At 70.8% G+C, this 16680-nt stretch carries 14 protein-coding genes; 6 read left to right on the top strand and 8 right to left on the bottom strand.

Going from position 1 to position 16680, the window contains the following annotated elements; translation table 11 throughout:
- Complete coding sequence (locus ACSHV8_RS02465; RefSeq protein ID WP_436528943.1) at nucleotides 1-1719, top strand: glycerol-3-phosphate dehydrogenase/oxidase; 1719 nt, start codon at nucleotides 1-3, stop codon at nucleotides 1717-1719.
- Here the strand turns inward: ACSHV8_RS02465 and ACSHV8_RS02460 are convergent.
- A complete protein-coding gene (locus ACSHV8_RS02460; protein WP_436528941.1) occupies nucleotides 1716-3182 on the bottom strand; it encodes a diguanylate cyclase domain-containing protein in 1467 nt (488 codons plus the stop codon). The genes ACSHV8_RS02465 and ACSHV8_RS02460 overlap by 4 nt on opposite strands.
- Nucleotides 3183-3238: 56 nt before the next feature.
- Between ACSHV8_RS02460 and ACSHV8_RS02455 the strand changes: the two genes are divergently transcribed.
- A complete protein-coding gene (locus ACSHV8_RS02455) occupies nucleotides 3239-4009 on the top strand; it encodes an NYN domain-containing protein (RefSeq protein ID WP_436528939.1) in 771 nt (256 codons plus the stop codon).
- A 3-nt stretch (nucleotides 4010-4012) separates the two neighbouring features.
- On the opposite strand, the gene ACSHV8_RS02450 is transcribed toward ACSHV8_RS02455, so the two are convergent.
- Genes ACSHV8_RS02450 through ACSHV8_RS02440 form a run of 3 tightly spaced genes read right to left on the bottom strand, consistent with a single transcriptional unit; the run spans nucleotide 4013 to nucleotide 5364 of the window.
- Complete coding sequence (locus ACSHV8_RS02450; RefSeq protein WP_436528937.1) at nucleotides 4013-4288, bottom strand: hypothetical protein; 276 nt, start codon at nucleotides 4286-4288, stop codon at nucleotides 4013-4015.
- A gap of 34 nt (nucleotides 4289-4322) precedes the next feature.
- Nucleotides 4323-4709: a hypothetical protein gene (locus tag ACSHV8_RS02445; protein WP_436528936.1), complete on the bottom strand. Its 387-nt coding sequence runs from the start codon at nucleotides 4707-4709 to the stop codon at nucleotides 4323-4325.
- A 25-nt stretch (nucleotides 4710-4734) separates the two neighbouring features.
- On the bottom strand, nucleotides 4735-5364 hold the full coding sequence (locus ACSHV8_RS02440; protein WP_436528934.1) for a PilZ domain-containing protein: 630 nt from the start codon (nucleotides 5362-5364) through the stop codon (nucleotides 4735-4737).
- 62 nt (nucleotides 5365-5426) lie between these two features.
- Between ACSHV8_RS02440 and ACSHV8_RS02435 the strand changes: the two genes are divergently transcribed.
- Nucleotides 5427-5912 carry a phosphoribosyltransferase gene (locus tag ACSHV8_RS02435; RefSeq protein ID WP_436528932.1) on the top strand — a complete coding sequence of 162 codons (486 nt, stop codon included), beginning with the start codon at nucleotides 5427-5429 and terminating at the stop codon, nucleotides 5910-5912.
- Here ACSHV8_RS02435 and ACSHV8_RS02430 read toward each other — a convergent pair.
- Nucleotides 5899-6681, bottom strand: coding sequence for a polysaccharide lyase family 7 protein (locus ACSHV8_RS02430; protein ID WP_436528930.1), 783 nt, complete (start codon nucleotides 6679-6681; stop codon nucleotides 5899-5901). The two genes, ACSHV8_RS02435 and ACSHV8_RS02430, sit on opposite strands and share 14 nt — an antisense overlap.
- A gap of 286 nt (nucleotides 6682-6967) precedes the next feature.
- Here ACSHV8_RS02430 and ACSHV8_RS02425 point away from each other — a divergent pair, with 286 nt between their 5' ends.
- The 3 genes from ACSHV8_RS02425 to ACSHV8_RS02415 all read left to right on the top strand — a co-directional run bounded on the left by ACSHV8_RS02425 (nucleotide 6968) and on the right by ACSHV8_RS02415 (nucleotide 10368).
- Entirely contained in the window at nucleotides 6968-8215 is a 1248-nt protein-coding gene (locus ACSHV8_RS02425) for a helix-turn-helix domain-containing protein (protein ID WP_436528928.1), read from the top strand.
- Nucleotides 8216-8471: 256 nt separating this feature from the next.
- Nucleotides 8472-8801: a hypothetical protein gene (locus ACSHV8_RS02420; protein WP_436528926.1), complete on the top strand. Its 330-nt coding sequence runs from the start codon at nucleotides 8472-8474 to the stop codon at nucleotides 8799-8801.
- Nucleotides 8802-8988: 187 nt separating this feature from the next.
- Nucleotides 8989-10368, top strand: a complete 1380-nt coding sequence (locus tag ACSHV8_RS02415; RefSeq protein ID WP_436528924.1) for a glucose-6-phosphate dehydrogenase — start codon at nucleotides 8989-8991, stop codon at nucleotides 10366-10368.
- Here ACSHV8_RS02415 and ACSHV8_RS02410 read toward each other — a convergent pair.
- From ACSHV8_RS02410 to ACSHV8_RS02400, 3 genes are all read right to left on the bottom strand, one after another.
- Nucleotides 10351-12264, bottom strand: coding sequence for a potassium transporter Kup (locus tag ACSHV8_RS02410; protein WP_436528923.1), 1914 nt, complete (start codon nucleotides 12262-12264; stop codon nucleotides 10351-10353). The genes ACSHV8_RS02415 and ACSHV8_RS02410 overlap by 18 nt on opposite strands.
- A gap of 61 nt (nucleotides 12265-12325) precedes the next feature.
- Nucleotides 12326-13927, bottom strand: a complete 1602-nt coding sequence (locus ACSHV8_RS02405) for an AMP-binding protein (protein ID WP_436528921.1) — start codon at nucleotides 13925-13927, stop codon at nucleotides 12326-12328.
- The gene (locus tag ACSHV8_RS02400) at nucleotides 13924-16680 is read right to left on the bottom strand and encodes a type II toxin-antitoxin system Rv0910 family toxin (RefSeq protein ID WP_436528919.1); all 2757 of its coding nucleotides are present in this window, start codon (nucleotides 16678-16680) and stop codon (nucleotides 13924-13926) included. Before ACSHV8_RS02400 ends, ACSHV8_RS02405 begins: the two co-directional genes overlap by 4 nt.

Genomic DNA, 16680 nt, shown 5'->3' with positions numbered 1-16680 from the left:
ATGAACACCGGAAAGATCTCGTCGCAGTCGCGAGCAGCCGCCCTGACCACCATGGCCAGTGAAGAACTCGACGTGCTGGTGGTCGGCGCCGGGGTGGTCGGCGCGGGCGCGGCCCTGGACGCGGCCACCCGCGGGCTGTCGGTCGGCCTGCTGGAGGCGCGTGACTTCGCCAGCGGCACGTCCAGCCGGTCCAGCAAGCTGATCCACGGCGGCCTGCGCTACCTGGAGATGCTCGACTTCTCGCTGGTCCGGGAGGCGCTCAAGGAGCGTCGCCTGCTGATCAACCGGCTCGCGCCGCACCTGGTCCGGCCGGTGCCGTTCCTCTACCCGCTGCAGCACCGGGCGTGGGAACGGCTCTACGTCGGCGCCGGCATCGCCCTCTACGACACCCTGGCCCTGGCCGGCAGCGGCGGCGTCGGGGTGCCGATGCACCGGCACCTGAGCCGCACCGAGGCGTTGCGGGCGTTCCCGTCACTGCGGCCCGAAAGCCTGGTCGGCGCCATCCGCTACTACGACGCGCAGGTCGACGACGCGCGGCACACCATGTTCCTGGTACGGACCGCGGCCGCGTACGGCGCCCAGGTCGCGGCCCGCACCGAGGTCATCGGCTTCCTGCGCGAGGGCCGGCGCGTCGTCGGGGTCCGCGCCCGGGACGCCGAGACCGGCGCCGAACTGGAGATCCGCGCGCGGACCGTGATCAACGCGACCGGGGTGTGGACCGGCGACAGCCAGGCCATGCTGGCCGGCGAACGCCCCGAGTTCCGGATCACGGCCAGCAAGGGCATCCACATCGTGGTGCCGCGCGAGAAGATCTCCGGGAACACCGGGATGATCCTGCGGACCGCCAAGAGCGTGCTGTTCGTGATCCCGTGGGACCGCCACTGGATCATCGGCACCACCGACACCAAGTGGGACCTGGACAAGGCGCACCCGGCGGCGTCCCGGGCCGACGTCGACTACCTCCTCGAAGAGGTCAACAAGGCGCTGGCCACGCCGCTGACCGCCGACGACGTGCAGGGTGTGTACGCCGGGCTGCGGCCGCTGCTGTCGGCCCAGGCGGACAGCACGGCCAAACTGTCCCGCGAGCACGCGGTCGGCACGCCGGCGCCCGGGATGGTCGTGGTGGCGGGCGGGAAATACACCACGTACCGGGTGATGGCCAAGGACGCCGTCGACGCGGCGGTGCAGCAGCTCAACGCCCGGGTGCCGGCGTCCTGCACCGAGCAGGTCCCGCTGCTCGGCGCCGAGGGCTACCGGGCCGCGTGGAACCGGCGGGCGCAGCTGGCCCGCACGTCCAAGGTGCCGGTGTTCCGGATCGAGCACCTGCTGCGCCGGTACGGGACCCTCGCCGACGAGGTGCTGGCGCTGGTCGCCGACAATCCGGTGCTCGGGGAGCCGCTCGACGGGGCCGCCGACTACCTCAAGGCCGAGGTCGTCTACGCGGCGACCCACGAGGGCGCACGCCACCTCGAGGACGTGCTCACCCGCCGTACGCGGATCTCCATCGAGACGACCGACCGTGGCGTCGCCGCAGCCCGGACCACGGCGAACCTGATCGCCGAGGCGCTCGGCTGGGACACCGCCGACACCGAGAAGGAGATTTCCCTGTACGAGGCCCGGGTGGTCGCCGAGCTCGCCGCGCAGCAGCAGCCCGACGACGAGAGCGCCGACGCCACCCGCCGGGGTGCGGCCGACGTCGCGCCGCTGGCCACGGCCTAGACGGTCACCGCGGCACCACGCCGGCCGGGGCGGGTGGACTTGATCGCGTACATCGACTCGTCCGCCCGCCGCAGCAGCGCATCCACCGACAGGTCGCCCGGCTCTCGCAGGCCGGCCCCGACGCTCGCGCCGATCCGCACGGTGTGGCCGAGGATCAGGAACGGCTCGGCCAGCCGGGCGGTCAGCCGCCGCCCCAGGTCCTCGGCCTCGGCCCGGTCACCGACCCCGGGCATGAGCACCGCGAACTCGTCCCCGCCGAGCCGGGCGACCAGGTCGTCGTCGCGGGTCTCGGCCCGCAGCAGGCGACCGACCTCGACCAGCAGGGCGTCACCGGCCGCGTGCCCGTGCCGGTCGTTGACCGGTTTGAAGCCGTCGAGATCCAGGTAGAGCACGGCCAGCGGACCGTCCTGGACGGCCTCGGCGCTGGCCAGGAACAGCGCCCGGTTGGCCAGTCCGGTCAACGGGTCGTGGTAGGCCAGGTGATGCAGTTCGCTCTCGCGTTCCCGCAGCTCGGCGACGACCCGGTGCAGGTCGCGGCTCAGTGCGGTGTTGTCCCGCAGGGCGACCATCTGCCGGGCCAGGACGAGCAGGATCACCGCGCCGAGCAGCACCGACAGGAAGCCGCTGAGCCGCCGCCCGGACGCCAGCTGTTCGGCCGCGGTCAGGATCGCGACCGCGAGCGGCGCGTACGGCAGCCACACCAGGATCGGCACGCTCTGCTCCGGATGCGACCGGGCCGACGGCGCCCGGTGCGCGGCCAGCGCCATCAGCACGAACCCGGCGACCCAGCCCGTGTCGATCGGATCGCCGCAGGTGTACGTGCTGTGCTGGTTCAGGTAGGCGAACCCGAGGTCGCCGACGCTGAGCGCGAGCGCGGCGGCCAGGATCAGCGCGGCCGTCGCCCGGAAGCCGGGGGCGGCGCGCGGCAGCAGGATCAGCGCGACCGCGGCGAGCAGCACGTCACTGAGCGGGTAGGCCAGCGACACCGCCTTCGCGGCCGGGGCCAGGTTGCCCGCCTGATAGACCCGTTCGAGAACGAACACCCAGCTCAGGAACAGCAGCGAACCGGCGATGACGAGGCCGTCGAGCATCACCCGCAGCAGGCCCCGGCGCACCCCGAGCACGGCCACCATGCCGAGAACCGCGCCCGGCACCATCAGCAGGAAACCGAAGTCACCGAGGTTCGGGAACGGGGCGTTGCCCTGGCGGAACGTCACGTAGAACGCCCACACCGACTCGCCGAACGCCCAGCCGACCATGCCGACGGCCAGGACGGCCCAGCCGTGGCGGGCCCGGCCGGTGCTGCGGCGCGCGGTCGCGACGGCGCTCGCGGCGGCGATCAGGGCGGACAGGATGAGCACGCCGACGCTCAGGTTCGTCGCGGCCTGCGACCCGGACGGCAGCACCCGCAGCGCGACGAAATGCCCGGCGACCAGCCCGATGCCGAGGAGAATGGCTCGCATCCGACTCACCTTCCGGGGATAGGGTTGCCGGACGGTTGTGAGTAAGGTCGTTTTCGATGAGCATCAGCAGCAGTGAGAGCGCCGCGCGCCTGGCCGTGCTGGTCGACGCGGACAACGCGCAGCCGGCGATCGTCGAGGGGCTGCTGGCCGAGGTCGCCAAGTACGGGACCGCGCACGTCAAGCGCGCCTACGGCGACTGGACCGGGACGAACCTGCGCGGGTGGAAGGAACACCTGCTGGCCTACAGCATCCAGCCGATCCAGCAGTTCGCGTACACGACCGGGAAGAACGCGACCGACGCGGCGATGGTGATCGACGCGATGGACCTGCTCTACTCCGGGCGGCTCGACGGGTTCTGCATCGTCTCCAGCGACAGCGACTTCACCCGGCTGGCCGCGCGCATCCGGGAATCCGGCCTGATCGTGTACGGCTTCGGCGAGCGCAAGACCCCGAAACCGTTCGTGGCGGCGTGCGACAAGTTCATCTACACCGAGAACCTGACCGCCCCGCACAGCAGCCCGGCCGAACCGGAACCGGCCGAGACCCGCACCCCGATCGCCGGCGTCCGCCTCAAATCGGACAGCGCCCTGGTCAACAAGCTGCGCAACGCGGTCGAGGCCGCCTCCGACGACGACGGCTGGGCGCCGCTGGCCGCGGTCGGGCACATCCTGCTCAAGCAGAGCCCCGACTTCGACGCCCGCAACTGGGGCTACACCAAACTCAGCGACCTGCTCGGCGCGACCGGCCTGTTCGAGTCCGAACGCCGCCCGACCGAGAAGGGCAAGACCGCGGTCCTGTACGTCCGCGACCGCCGCCGCCGCTCCTGACCCTCACTCCAGGTCGAGCTGGAGGTGGCCGGGCAGGCGGTAGCCGTGCGCGTCCAGGTGGCAGGTGGCCCGGACCCGGCTGGTCTGGCCGGTGGGCAGGGTGACCAGGGAACCGGGTGGGACGTCGGTGTCGGGCGGGCAGAAGACGACCCGGCGGGCCCGGTTGACCACGCACGGGCCGATCGTCGTCGGCTCGGCGTAACGGTTGCCGCGCCGGGCCGCGACCCGGACCGTGGTGGGTTCCGGGGTGTGCAGCAGCGCGAACTCCAGCCAGGTCATGATGATCCAGTTCCCCGGACGGGGTGGGGGAAACTCAACCGTTCTCGCGGTGCTGGCGGAGGCTGTCGAGGCGGGCCTGGGCGCGTTCGACGGCGGCGCGGGAGCGTTCCAGGAAGGCGTTGCTGCGGTCGAGGCGGGCGACCTCGCGGGCGAACGCGTCCTCCATGCCGTCGATCGGGTCCTCCGGGATGACGCCGGAGGCCTCGCGGCGGCTGAACTCGCGTTCGCGGGCGGTCTGGGAGCTCTCGCGTTCGTTGGCCCGCAACTCGCGGGCGTCGGCGGCCATGAGCTGCTCGTCGAGCAGGTGTTCGCGGATCAGGAGCAGGCGTTCGCGTTCGGCGACCGCCTCCTCGCGCAGGACGAGAGCAGCCTCCCGGCGATCCATGTCTTGCCGGCGCGCGGCGGAGTCATCGGGAACCACAGCTCGATTTTAGGAACGCCGGGTGTCAGCGTGACAACACGAAGGCGGAAAGGGCTTTCGCGTCGCCCGCGTCGATCCATTCGAAGGTGCCGCGCAGCTGGTCGGAACGCTGGTCGACGGTGGTGACGGCGGCGGTCATCTCGCCCCACGGCATGGTGACGTGCAGCAGGGTACGCAGGATCGCCGTGGGCAGGTGCGGGCGGTCGTCCTCGGCGCGGGCCTGCAGCAGCAGTCCGCTGGTGGAGACGTCCTGCACGTGGCCGGCGATGGCGATCAGGCGCTGGCTGTCGCCGGTGTCGACCTGGGCGGTGCCGCTGGCCGGGTAGGCGCCGGGGCGGCGGGGCGAGTCGCGCCGCTGGACGACCCCGGTCGGGCTGTCGCCGAGGACGGTCATCAGGCCGCCGCGCAGTTCGGCTTCGACCCAGGCGACGCCGGCGCTGCTGGTCAGTTCCAGGATGCCGTAGCGGCGGACGCCCGGCTCGTCGAGGCTGAGCACCGGCAGTGGTGGCAGCTCGGCGATGAACGGCGCTTTGACCTCGGCCAGGCAGACCAGGGGGATCGCTTCCATCCCCTGGCAGCGCAGTGTGAGGGTGCTCCCGGCGGCAACGGTGATCATCGTCTCCTCCTGTGACTCCTCTCTGACGTTCTCACGCACCGGGCTCCCGCTCAGGCGGTTGCTAAGGTTTCGCGCAAGATCGGCGGGACGGGAGCGGGGATTTGAGCGAGCGGGAGACGCTGACCTGGGAGGCCTTCGGGCGGGTCGGGCGGGATCTGGCCCAGGCGATCGTGGATGACGGTTTCCGGCCCGATCTGATCCTGGCGGTGGCGCGGGGCGGGCTGCTCGCGGCCGGGTCGATCAGCTATGCGCTCGACGTGAAGAACACGCAGCTGATCAACGTCGAGTTCTACACCGGGGTGGACGAGCGGCTGGATCTGCCGGTGATGTTGTCGCCGGTGCCGGAGGTGTCGGCCCTGGCCGGGGCGAACATCCTGATCGTGGACGACGTGGCCGACACCGGGGCGACGCTGAAGCTGGTCCACGACTTCTGCGCCGGGCCGGCGGCCCAGGTGCGGACCGCGGTGATCTACGAGAAGCCGCACACGTCGTTCACCTGCAATTATGTGTGGGCCCGCACCGACAAGTGGATCAACTTCCCCTGGTCGAGCGAGCCCACGGTGACCGCCTCGGTCAGGAGTGCTTGATCGTCAGGCTGTAGAACTTCACCTTGGCGCCGTTGCTCGTGCTGTCCGACGAGGACTGGTTGTACGAGCCGGCCTTGAAGTACTGCTTGTACGGGTTGAACGACGACGGGATCGCGTAGCTGGTCTTGGTCCCGTTGAGGGTCAGGTTGATGGTGTTGCCGGTGACGTTGATGACGTAGGTCCACTTCACGCCGAGCGCCACGTTGCCGACCTTGTGCAGGGTCTGCCCGCCGTCGGGCGAGTTCTCGGTGCCCAGGTAGATGTCGCCGTTGGGCCGGTAGTAGAGCTCCAGCAGCGGCTTGGTCGACGAGCCGCCCGAGCCCAGGTGGACCTGGCCGACGCAGACGTTCTTGGTCACCGACACGATCCGCAGCTGCGCGCTGAGCGTGTGGTTGCCGGCCAGCGTCCAGTCGGCGGCGCTGCCGTTGCTGTTCATCTCGCGCAGCTCGGAGCGGGCATAGTTGGAGTTGGGCGTGGTGACGCCCTTCTCGGGCGCCCAGAAGGTCATCGAGCCGTCGTTCTTGTCGGTCCAGAAGTAGGCCGGGTTGCTGTACCCGTTGGCGCCCTTGAGCTGCGCAGGCTGGATGGTGTCGGGCTTGCCGGGCGACCCGGTCGGCAGCTGCAGCTGCCACACCGCCAGGTCGAAGTTGCCGCCCGGCGGCAGGGCCGGGTCGAGGGTGGCGGCCGAGGCCGCGGTGATGCCGGCGACGCCGAGGCCGCCGACGACGACGGCGGAGACGGCGATCGCGAGGAAGGTGCGCTTGCGCATGGGAGAACCTCGATGCGAAGAGGGATGGCCTTGCCTCGGGGGAATTGGCAAGTTGGTTGCCAATAAAGCAGGCCGTCGATGGCACGGTCAACGGATTCGTCCGAGGCAAACCCTTAAACAACCTTAAAAGTCGCGCGTACGGCGATGAGGCCACCATGTGCTCGGGTGCCGGAAGAAGCTGCTGAACACCGAGCCCCGCTTGTTGACGCCGGTGACGTACCTTGGACTGATGGCGGCCGGCTGTAGCGGCCGGTCGCCGCGCCCTGACCGCTACCAGGGAGCACCGATGGACAACGACGTTCCGGATCCGTACACCGATCCACTGGCCTTCGGCCAGCGCCTGCAGCTGCTCCGCACGCGCAAAGGCCTCACGCGGGACCAACTCGGCGGCCTGGTCGGCAAGTCAGGATCATGGGTCAAAGGGCTGGAGATCGGCCGCCTCAAACCGCCGAAGTTGGACATCGTCCTCGCTCTCGCCGAGGCGCTGCGGGTGCGCGATCTGTCCGATCTCACCGGCGACCGGTCGCTGCACGTTGACCTGTTTGTCGGCCCCGGCCATCCGCGCCTCGCGGCCGTCAAGGCGGCCATGAATGCTTTCCCGGTCGCCACCGCTCGGCCGGCGCCGCCGACTTCCCACATCCGTGCCCGGCTGGCGCATGCCTGGTCGGCTCGGCACTCGGCCCCTGACCACCGAGAAGTGATCGGGGCGCTGCTGCCGGAACTGATCCGGGACGCCCAGCTTGCGGCGCGGCAGGCCGACACCGGACCAGCACGCCGTGCCGCGCAGGCCGTGCTGGCCGAGGTCTACTCGCTGAGCCAATTCTTCGTGGCCTATCAGCCGGACGCCGCGTTGCTGTGGCGGGTGGCCGAGCGTGGCCTGATTGCCGCCCAGGAGTCCGAGGATCCGTACGCCATTGGCGTGGCTGCGTGGCTGACCACCCAGGCACATCGCGACGCGGGACCGGCACACTTCGACGCCGCTGACGCGGTGAACCTGGAGACGCTCAGATATCTCGAACCCCTGCTCGATGACGCGCCACCCGAAGTCCTGGCGATTGCGGGGGCCCTCACCTTCGAAGCCGGGTACACCGCCGCCCGGCGCGGTGCGACCGGCATCGCGTGGCGACATTGGGACACCGCCCGCGCCATGGCCAATCAGTTGCCCGACGGCCACTACGACCCCGTCACCTCGTTCTCGCAGGCGATCATGGGAGCACATGCCGTGACGGTGGCCGTGGAACTCCGGCAGGGCGTGGAATCGGTCCGGCAAGCAGCCGCGGCCGAGGCGAAGACCATCCCGTCTCGCCCGCGACGGGCTCGGCACCGGATCGAGGAAGCACGCGGGTACCAGCTCGACCGGCAGCCCGATGTCGCCCTGGCCACCCTGGAGAAGGCGCATCAGGCCGCGCCGGAGACGATCCGGTACAACGGTTACGCCAAGCGGATCATCCTCGAGGAGGCTGAGTCCAAGACCCCCGCTCGGCGGCGGCGCGCATCTGAGCTCGCCGTGAAGATCGGACTGCTGGCCGCATGAGCGAGGGGGCACAAACTGTGCCTCTACTCTCGCCTGCCCGCTCGTAGCGTCGGGACCAGCAACGACGCGCAGGCGGTCCCGGGCATCCCGTGATCGTCAGGCCTGCCCGCCGTTGCCCTGGTTACCGGAGCAGCCTGGCGGAGGCGATCAGCATGAGGACACGACGGCGGAACCGTGGACGCTGCGACTGCGGCCCGTACGTTCCCTACGATCCTTCCCGGGCAAGCACCGCCCAGCCCGCGGCCGGTGGCGCCCGATGACCGCCCGGGACTATCCCCCGGCCGGCGTAGTGCACGTCCTGGACTGCGACGAGGCCCCTCGAGAGCGGCTCCTGGTCATCTCGGCCCGATCGCTGCGCCAGTCGCACGACCGGCCCCATCGGTGCATCACCTCGGCCGTGGTGGCGGCCAACGCGGACTGCGTCATCGAGCGTGTCGACTACGAGCTGCACGACTACGTCGAGTCGACCATCTGGCCCGTCGACGCGACCCGGCCGCTGTGCCGGGCCTGCCGAGGCACCCATGCCGGCAGTCCCTTCATCGGACTTGCAACTGCGCGCTCGCTGCTCGGGCCGGCCTCATCGTGAGCCAGTGGATCCTGATCGTTGATGGTGTGGCCGACCCGGCCTTTCCGCCCGGCGGTCGCTCAGCGGCCCGGCGCCGGGGTCGCCTCGCGTGATCGGTGACAGGTGCGGGGTCCTTGTGGTTGGCGACGGGGCTCACACGTACAAAAGCAGGGTTTTGATCTTGGGCTGGAGCGGGCAAGCTCGGCCCATGACGAATGACGGCTCCGCGCAAACGCTGCTGATCCTCGGGGCGTCCGGGGATCTGACCGCGCGCCTGCTGCTGCCCGGGCTCGGTGCGCTGCTGGCGGCCGGGGACGCGCCGCCGCTGACGCTGCTCGGCGCCGGGACCGAGGATTGGGACGCGGATCGCTGGCACCAGCGGGTGAGCGACGCGTTCGGTGATCATCGGGAGGCCGGGCCGGCGGCGAAGACGCTGGAGAACACCCGGTATCGCAGCGCCGACGTGACCCGGCCGGAGGATCTGCGGCGGCTGCTGGAGGACGTGGACGGGACGCTGTCGATCTTCTTCGCGCTGCCGCCGGCGGTGACCGCGAAGGCGTGCGAGGCGCTGCTCGACGTGGATCTTCCGAAGGGCACGCGGCTGGTGCTGGAGAAGCCGTTCGGGACCGGTTCGGCGTCCGCGGCGGCGCTGAACCGGCTGCTCACGCGCCTGACTCCGGAGGAGAAGATCCACCGGATCGACCACTTCCTGGGCAAGTCGACCGTGCTGAACATTCTCGGACTCCGGTTCGCCAACCGGATCTTCGAGCCGCTGCTCAACTCCGAGCACGTGGCCGGCGTGGACCTCGTCTTCGACGAGGATCTGGCCCTGGAGGGGCGGGCCGGGTACTACGACAAGGCGGGCGCCCTGGCCGACATGATCCAGAGCCACCTGCTGCAGATTCTCGCGCTGCTCACGATGGAGGCGCCGCAGTCGCTGGACGCCGGGGTCTTCCGCGACGGCACGGCCGAGGCGCTGCGGGCGACCCGGCTGTGGGGTGGTGATCCGAAACAGTCGAGCCTGCGGGCGCGGTACACGGCCGGCAAGCTCGGTGACCGGCAGCTGCCCGACTACGTCGACGAGGACGGCGTCGACCCGGCGCGCGAGACCGAGACGCTGGCCGAGCTGGTGCTGGCGGTCGACACGTGGCGCTGGGCCGGGGTGCCGTTCCGGCTGCGCTCGGGCAAGGCGGTCGCCAACAGCCGCAAGGAAGCGGTGATCACGTTCAAGGAGCCGCAGCGGCTGCCGGACGGGCTGAGCGGCCCGGACGGGCCGAACCGGCTGCGTATCGGCTTCGGGCCGGACCGCCTCGAACTGGACTTCACGATCAACGGGCCGGGCGATCCGTTCGTGCTCGACCCGATCACGCTGAGGGCCGACTTCGGGCCGGGCGACCTTCCGCCGTACGGCGAGGTCCTGCGCGGCGTCTTCGACGACGAGCCGCTGCTGTCGGTGCGGGGCGACGTGGCCGAGCAGTGCTGGCGGATCGTCGAACCGGTCACCAAGGCGTGGCACGACGGCGAGGTGCCGATCGTGGAGTACCCGGCGGGCAGCGACGGACCGGAGAACTCACACCTCGATGTGTGACCCCATGATGACAGTCTGCTCGCGGGGCAGCCGGAAGTGTTCGGCCGCGTCGGCGGTCAGGTAGGAGGTGGCGATGAACAGCCGTTTCCGCCAGGCCGCCATCGTCGGCGCGTCCCCGCGGCGCAGCTCGATCTTGGAGAGGAAGAACGACGCCTGATCGATCTGCAGCCGGCCCTCGGTGCTCTCGTCGTCGAGCGTGTGCAGGGCCGGCAGCAGGTCGGGCGTCTCGGCATAGCCGAACCGGACGGTCACGTGGATGATCCCGTCGTCGGCGAACCCGAGGCCGTCGACCACCGTGCGGCACTCGTCGGGCGCGATCCGCGGCACCGTCTCGATCTTGATGGCGCAGATCAGGACGTGCTCGTGCCGCACGTGGTTGTGCTCGACGTTGGCCCGCAACGCCAGCGGCGCCGCCTCCATCCCCCGGTTCAGGAAGACCGCCGTGCCCGGCACCCGGACCGTACGGTCGGGGTGTTCGCGCAGCTCGGCGACGAAGTCGCGCAGCGAACCCTCGTGCCGGCCGCGCTCGGCCGTGATCACCGCCCGGCCGCGCTGCCAGGTCGTCATGATGGTGAACGCGGTGAGCGCGATCAGCAGCGGCAGCCACGCGCCGTGCACCAGCTTGGTCAGGTTGGCCGCGACGAACAGCAGGTCGACCAGGAGCAGGGCGGCCGCACCGGCACTGAGCAGCCAGGCCGGGGTGCGCCAGGTGTCCCGGGCGACGCGGAAGAACAGCAGAGTGGTGATGGTGATCGTACCGGTCGCGGCCATCCCGTACGCGTAGGCCAGGGCGGCCGACGAGCGGAAGGCGAAAACCAGCGTGAGCACCGAGAACAGCAGCAACCAGTTGATCCACGGGACGTAGATCTGCCCGATCGAGGAGTCGGACGTGTGCGCGATCCGCAGCCGCGGCAGGTAGCCGAGCTGCGCCGCCTGCGAGGTGACCGAGAACGCTCCGGTGATCACCGCCTGGGACGCGATCACCGTGGCCGCGGTGGCCAGCAACACCAGCGGCAGCCGGGCCCAGTCCGGGGCCAGCAGGAAGAACGGGCCGCTGAGGTTGGCGTGATCGTCCAGGATCAGCGCGCCCTGCCCGAGATAGCTGAGCACACAGGCCGGCAGGGCCAGGAACAGCCAGCCGCGGCTGATGGCCTTGCGACCGAAATGGCCCATGTCGGCGTAGAGGGCCTCGGCGCCGGTGACCGCGAGCACGATCGCGGCCAGCGAGAAGAAGGCGATGCCGAAATGCCCGGTCAAGAACTCGATCGCGTACGTCGGTGAGAGCGCTCGCAGAATTCCCGGGTGGCGCGCGATGCCGCCGATGCCGAACGCCCCGATCGTGGTGAACCAGGTGACCATGATCGGGCCGAAGACCCGGCCCACCGCCGCGGTACCGTGCCTCTGCACCAGGAACAGCACCAGGATGATGACCGCGGTGACCGGCACGACGAAGCTGCCGAGCGACGGCTCGACGATCTTGAGCCCTTCGACCGCGGAGAGCACCGAGATCGCCGGGGTGATCATGCTGTCGCCGAAGAACAGGGCGGCCCCGAAGATGCCCAGCATGGCCAGCGCCATCGTGGTCCGGCGGGTGCGCTGGGCCCCGGCCCGGCGCAGCAGCGTGATCAGGGCCATGATGCCGCCCTCACCGTCGTTGTCGGCGTGCAGCGCGAGCAGGATGTAGGTGACCGTCACGATGATCGTCACGGACCAGAAGATCAGCGACACCACGCCGTACACGTTGTCGCCGCTGACCGGCACCGGATGCGGGTCGTCCGGGTTGAACACGGTCTGCAGCGTGTAGATCGGGCTGGTGCCGATGTCGCCGAACACGACGCCGAGCGCGCCGACGACCACGGCCAGCCGTACTCGGTCACCCGCAGACGCCCCGGACACACGCCGAGCCTACGGCGATCGGACCGGCCCGGATGCCGGATCGGCGCAGGTCGCGGCGTTGTCAGGTCAGCGGGCCGGTCGGCAGATCGCGGCGCAGGAGTTTGCCGGTGGGGTTGCGCGGGAGCTCGTCGATGAAGACGACGTCGCGGGGCACCTTGTAGCGGGCGAGCAGCGCCTTCACGTAGTCGCGGATCTCCTGGGGGTCGCGGGCGGCGTCCTCGGCCGGGACGATGAACGCGCGCAGGCGAGTGCCGAACTCGGGGTCGTCGACGCCGATCACGGCCGCCTCGATGACGTCGTCGCGTTCGGCCAGGAGGTTCTCGACCTCCAGCGGGTAGACGTTCTCCCCGCCCGAGATGATCATGTCGTCGTCGCGGCCGTCGATGTAGAGCAGGCCCGCCTCGTCGACGTGGCCGCGGTCGCCGGTGGACATGAAACCGTCGATGACCTGCTTGTGCCGGCCGTCGGTGTAGCCCTCGAACGGGATGCCGGTGCGCACGAACACCCGCCCGGTCTCGTGCGGCCGGGTGACCCGGATCCCGTTGTCGTCGAAGATGGCGACGTGCACGGTGACCGGCGGTTTCCCGACCGTGCCGGGGGCGCGGCGGGACTCGGCGGGCTGGGCGACCGAGGCGACGGCGACCTCCGTGGAGCCGTAGACGTTGTAGACGACCTCGCCGAACGTGTCCTGGAACCGATTGGTGAGCTCCGGGGCCAGGGGTGACCCGGCGACGAACACCGTGCGGAGCGCCGAGACGTCGTACTTGGCGATGATCTCCGGTCCCAGGGCGAGGATCCGGGTGAGCATCGTCGGGACGGCGACCAGCATCTTCGCCTTGTGGTCGGCCAGGGCCCGCAGGATGCGCTCGGGTTCGAAGCGGCGCAGCAGGATCGCGTGGTCGGCGAGGGACAGCCCGACCGTCCAGGCGCCGAAGCCGGTGCTGTGGAACAGCGGGGAGGCGACCACGATCGCGCCCTGCCGGGGGAACGGGATACGGTCGGCGATCAGGGCGCTGGCCAGCGGGGACACCTTGGTGCGGGGTGCGCCCTTGGGCAGCCCGGTGGTGCCGCTGGTCAGGATGATGAACCCGGGTGGCCGCTCCGGCATGGGCAACGGCGTGATCGGCCGGCCGGCGATCAGCATGTCGATCGTCTTGTCCACGGCACCCTCGTCGGCCCAGGTCAGGTAGCGCGGCACGTCGTCCGGCAGGGCGTCGATCAGGTTCGCGAACTCGCTGTCGTAGAGCACCGCGCGCACGTTCTCCCGGGCCACCACCTCGGCGAACTGCTGCGGGGCGAGCCCGGTGTTCATCAGCGCGAGCCGCAGATTCGCGCGGGCGGCGGCGCTGATGGTCAGGACCAGGCCGCGGTGGTCGCGGGCGAGCACGCCGATCACCGAGCGTTCCGGCAGGTCCAGGTCCTTGAGCGCGTGGGCCAGGGCGTTGGACTGCTCGTCGAGCTGCCGGTAGTTGAGCGTGCCGCGGTCGTCGGTGAGCGCCGGCGCGTGCGGGTGCTCGGCCGCCGCCTTCATGATCAGGGCGGCCTGCGGGCCGAGCCGCGCGTTGCGGATCGCGGCGCCGACCAGGTGGTCCGGGCGCAGCAGGTTGACGATGCCGATCTGGTGCATGCGCAGCACCGCGTGCAGGTTCTCCCGAGCGCTCACGAGGGGGCCTTTCGCAGGTCGAGGTTGGCCGAGCCGAGGACCTCACCGGCGATGCCGGCCAGGTGGTCGAACGCGTCGCCGGTGCTCCAGTCCAGGTGCTCGTCGACGATGCGTTTGGAGAGCAGGACCGCCCGTTCCGGATGGGAGGCGATCAAAACCGCAAGATCAATGGCGCTTTCGTACGCCTTGCCGGGCGCGGTGATCCGATTGATCAGCCCGAGGTCGTGCAGCCGCCGGGCGGGCATCGGTTCGCCGGTCAGCGCCATTTCCAGGGCGGTGGCCCGGGGCAGGCTGCGGGCCAGCCGGAGCACCCCGCCGGCCGCGGCGACCAGGCCGCGCTTGACCTCCGGGATGCCGAACAGGCTGTCCTCGGCGGCGACGATCAGGTCGGCGGCCAGCGCGAGTTCGCAACCACCGGCCAGGGCGGCGCCCTCGACGGCGGCGATCAGCGGTTTCCGGGGCGGCCTGGCGGTGAGGCCGAGCAGGCCACGCCCCTCGGTGATCGGGTACTCGCCGCGGGCGGCCGCCTTCAGGTCCATGCCGGCGCTGAAGATCGGGCCGTTGCCGGTCAGCACCGCGACGCGGGCGTCGGGGTCGGCCTCGAAGTCGTCGATCGCGCGTTCCAGGGCGCGAGCGGTGGCCAGGTCGACGGCGTTGCGGACCTCGGGGCGGTTGAGGCGGATGACGGTGATCGGGCCCTGCCACCCGACCAGGACCGGTGGCTCGCCGGGGGCCGGGAGTTCCCTGGTCAGCATGGCTGTTTGCAGCGATTCCGGTGGGACGTTCCGGACGGTTCGAGTGCCGTCGGGCCGGATCTCGGTGGCGATGCCGCTCTCCGGCGTGCCGTCCCGGTGGTAGGTGACGGTGTACGCCTCCAGGACCCCGGTTCCGTCCTCGGCAACCCGCCGGGCCGGACGATTCAGGCGCAGGCCCGCGTCGATGTCGCGGAACTCGGCGGCCGGCGGGCGCGCGGACAGCACTGTGGCGGCATGCTTGGTCAGGTACCAGCCGAGCGCCGTCGCCAGCCCATAGTCATCAGGATCAAGACGCAATCGGGGTACGAGGTTGGCCACGGCGTGACTCGCGTAATTGTTGCCCGGGCCGCCCGCGAAGGTCAGTCCCCCGGTCACGGTGAGTTGCCGATCGAGCGGGACGCCCAGCTCGTCGGCGGCGATCTGCACGGCCGACGGGAAACAGGCGTACAGGTCGAGGTGTTTGATCTCGTCGATCGAGCGGCCGGTGTGGCCCAGCACGGCACGGCCGATCGCGTGGATGGCCGGGGAGGCCGCCAGGTCGGCGCGCTCGGTGACGAACCATTCGTCCTCGGCGTGTGCGCCGGCGTGCACGAAGACCCAGCGGTCCTGGGGGATGCCGGCCTCGTGGGCGGCCTGGGCGCTGCACAGGATCAGGCCGGTGGCCTGGTTGACCTGCAGGTTCGCGGTGAGCAGCTTGGTGTACGGGTCGCCGACCGGGCGGTTGCCGGCATCCGGGGTGGCCAGTTCGGCCGGGGTGCGCGGGTGCGGCAGCCAGGCGTGCGGGTTGGTGGCGGCGACGTCGGAGAAGCGGGACCACAACCGGGTGATCCGGGTGCGGTGCTCGTCGGCGGTGAGGCCCAGCTTGGCGCGGATCGCGGTTTCGATCAGGGCGTACATGCGCAGCGGGGAGGTCAGGCCGGCGGCGGTTTCCGGGGCGTTGTTGGGTTCGCGGTCGCTGCCGAGGGTTCGGGTGGGGGTGGTGCCGTCGGGCTGCGTGGGCCAGTCGAGCGGTGTTCCGGAACGTTCCGCGGCGGCCGCCGTTGCCGCGGCTTCGGCGCCGGCGATCAGGGCGATGCTGGTCTCGCCGCGCGTGATCGCGGCGGCGAGGTCGTTGAGCAGCCGCAGCGGGCCGTCGCCGCCGAACAATCCGGTCTGGACGGTCTGGACGGTTCCGGGGGCGGCGACGGCTTCGGCGATCAGGGCGGCGGCGTCGGGGTACTGCCAGGAGACGCTGGCCACCCAGCCGACGGTGTCGGCTTTTTTCAGGATCTCGGGGGTGGTGCTGTCGGTGGCGGCCAGACGCAGGGCGCGGACGGCGAGGGAGACCGGGTCGGCGTTTCGGGGGTCGGTGGAACGGTCGCTGATCTGGCCGGCTCCCACGAGCACCGGGGTCCAGGGGTCGACTTCCACGCCCGTACGCTCATGTCGGATTTTTTCTGATTTTTGGGTTTCTGGTCGGGAAAGTGGGGCGGATCGGACGGAGGTCAGATCGGCTTGGGCGAGGCGCTTGAGGGACTTGCGCAGGGCGTCGGTGAGGTTGCGAGCGACCATCGGGCCGAGGGGGCCGTCGGTCGGGCCGCCCTGGACGCCGCCGTCGAGTCGGACGGTCGTGCCGGAGCCGTCGGCCGACAGGGTGAGGTAGACGCCGACCTCGATTCCCATCGGGCCGGTTCCGTCGAGCCAGAGGGTGCAGGAATCCTCGACGGCGGTGACCGTCCAGCGGACCTCGACCGGGGTGCCCATCAGCTTGACCCGTTGGCGGAAGCGCGCACCGGCGGTCAGGGCGCCGGGTGGATCCGTGGGCCAGCCGGTGTGCATGACCAGCCAGTCCGCCATCGTCGCGGCGTTCGCCAGGTAGGCGAAGACCTGCGCTGCGGGTGCGGGGACGGCGATCGACAGCGCCCACGGGCGGGCCGGCCGACGCGGCGGCGCGGATTCGGGCGTGGTGGCGGGTTCGGCGGGCGGGGTTGCGGGCACAGCTCGGCGACGGAAGCGCAT

The sequence above is a fragment of the Actinoplanes sp. HUAS TT8 genome (assembly GCF_051380535.1).
Lineage (GTDB): Bacteria > Actinomycetota > Actinomycetes > Mycobacteriales > Micromonosporaceae > Actinoplanes.
This window is presented reverse-complemented; position numbering and strand designations above follow the sequence as displayed.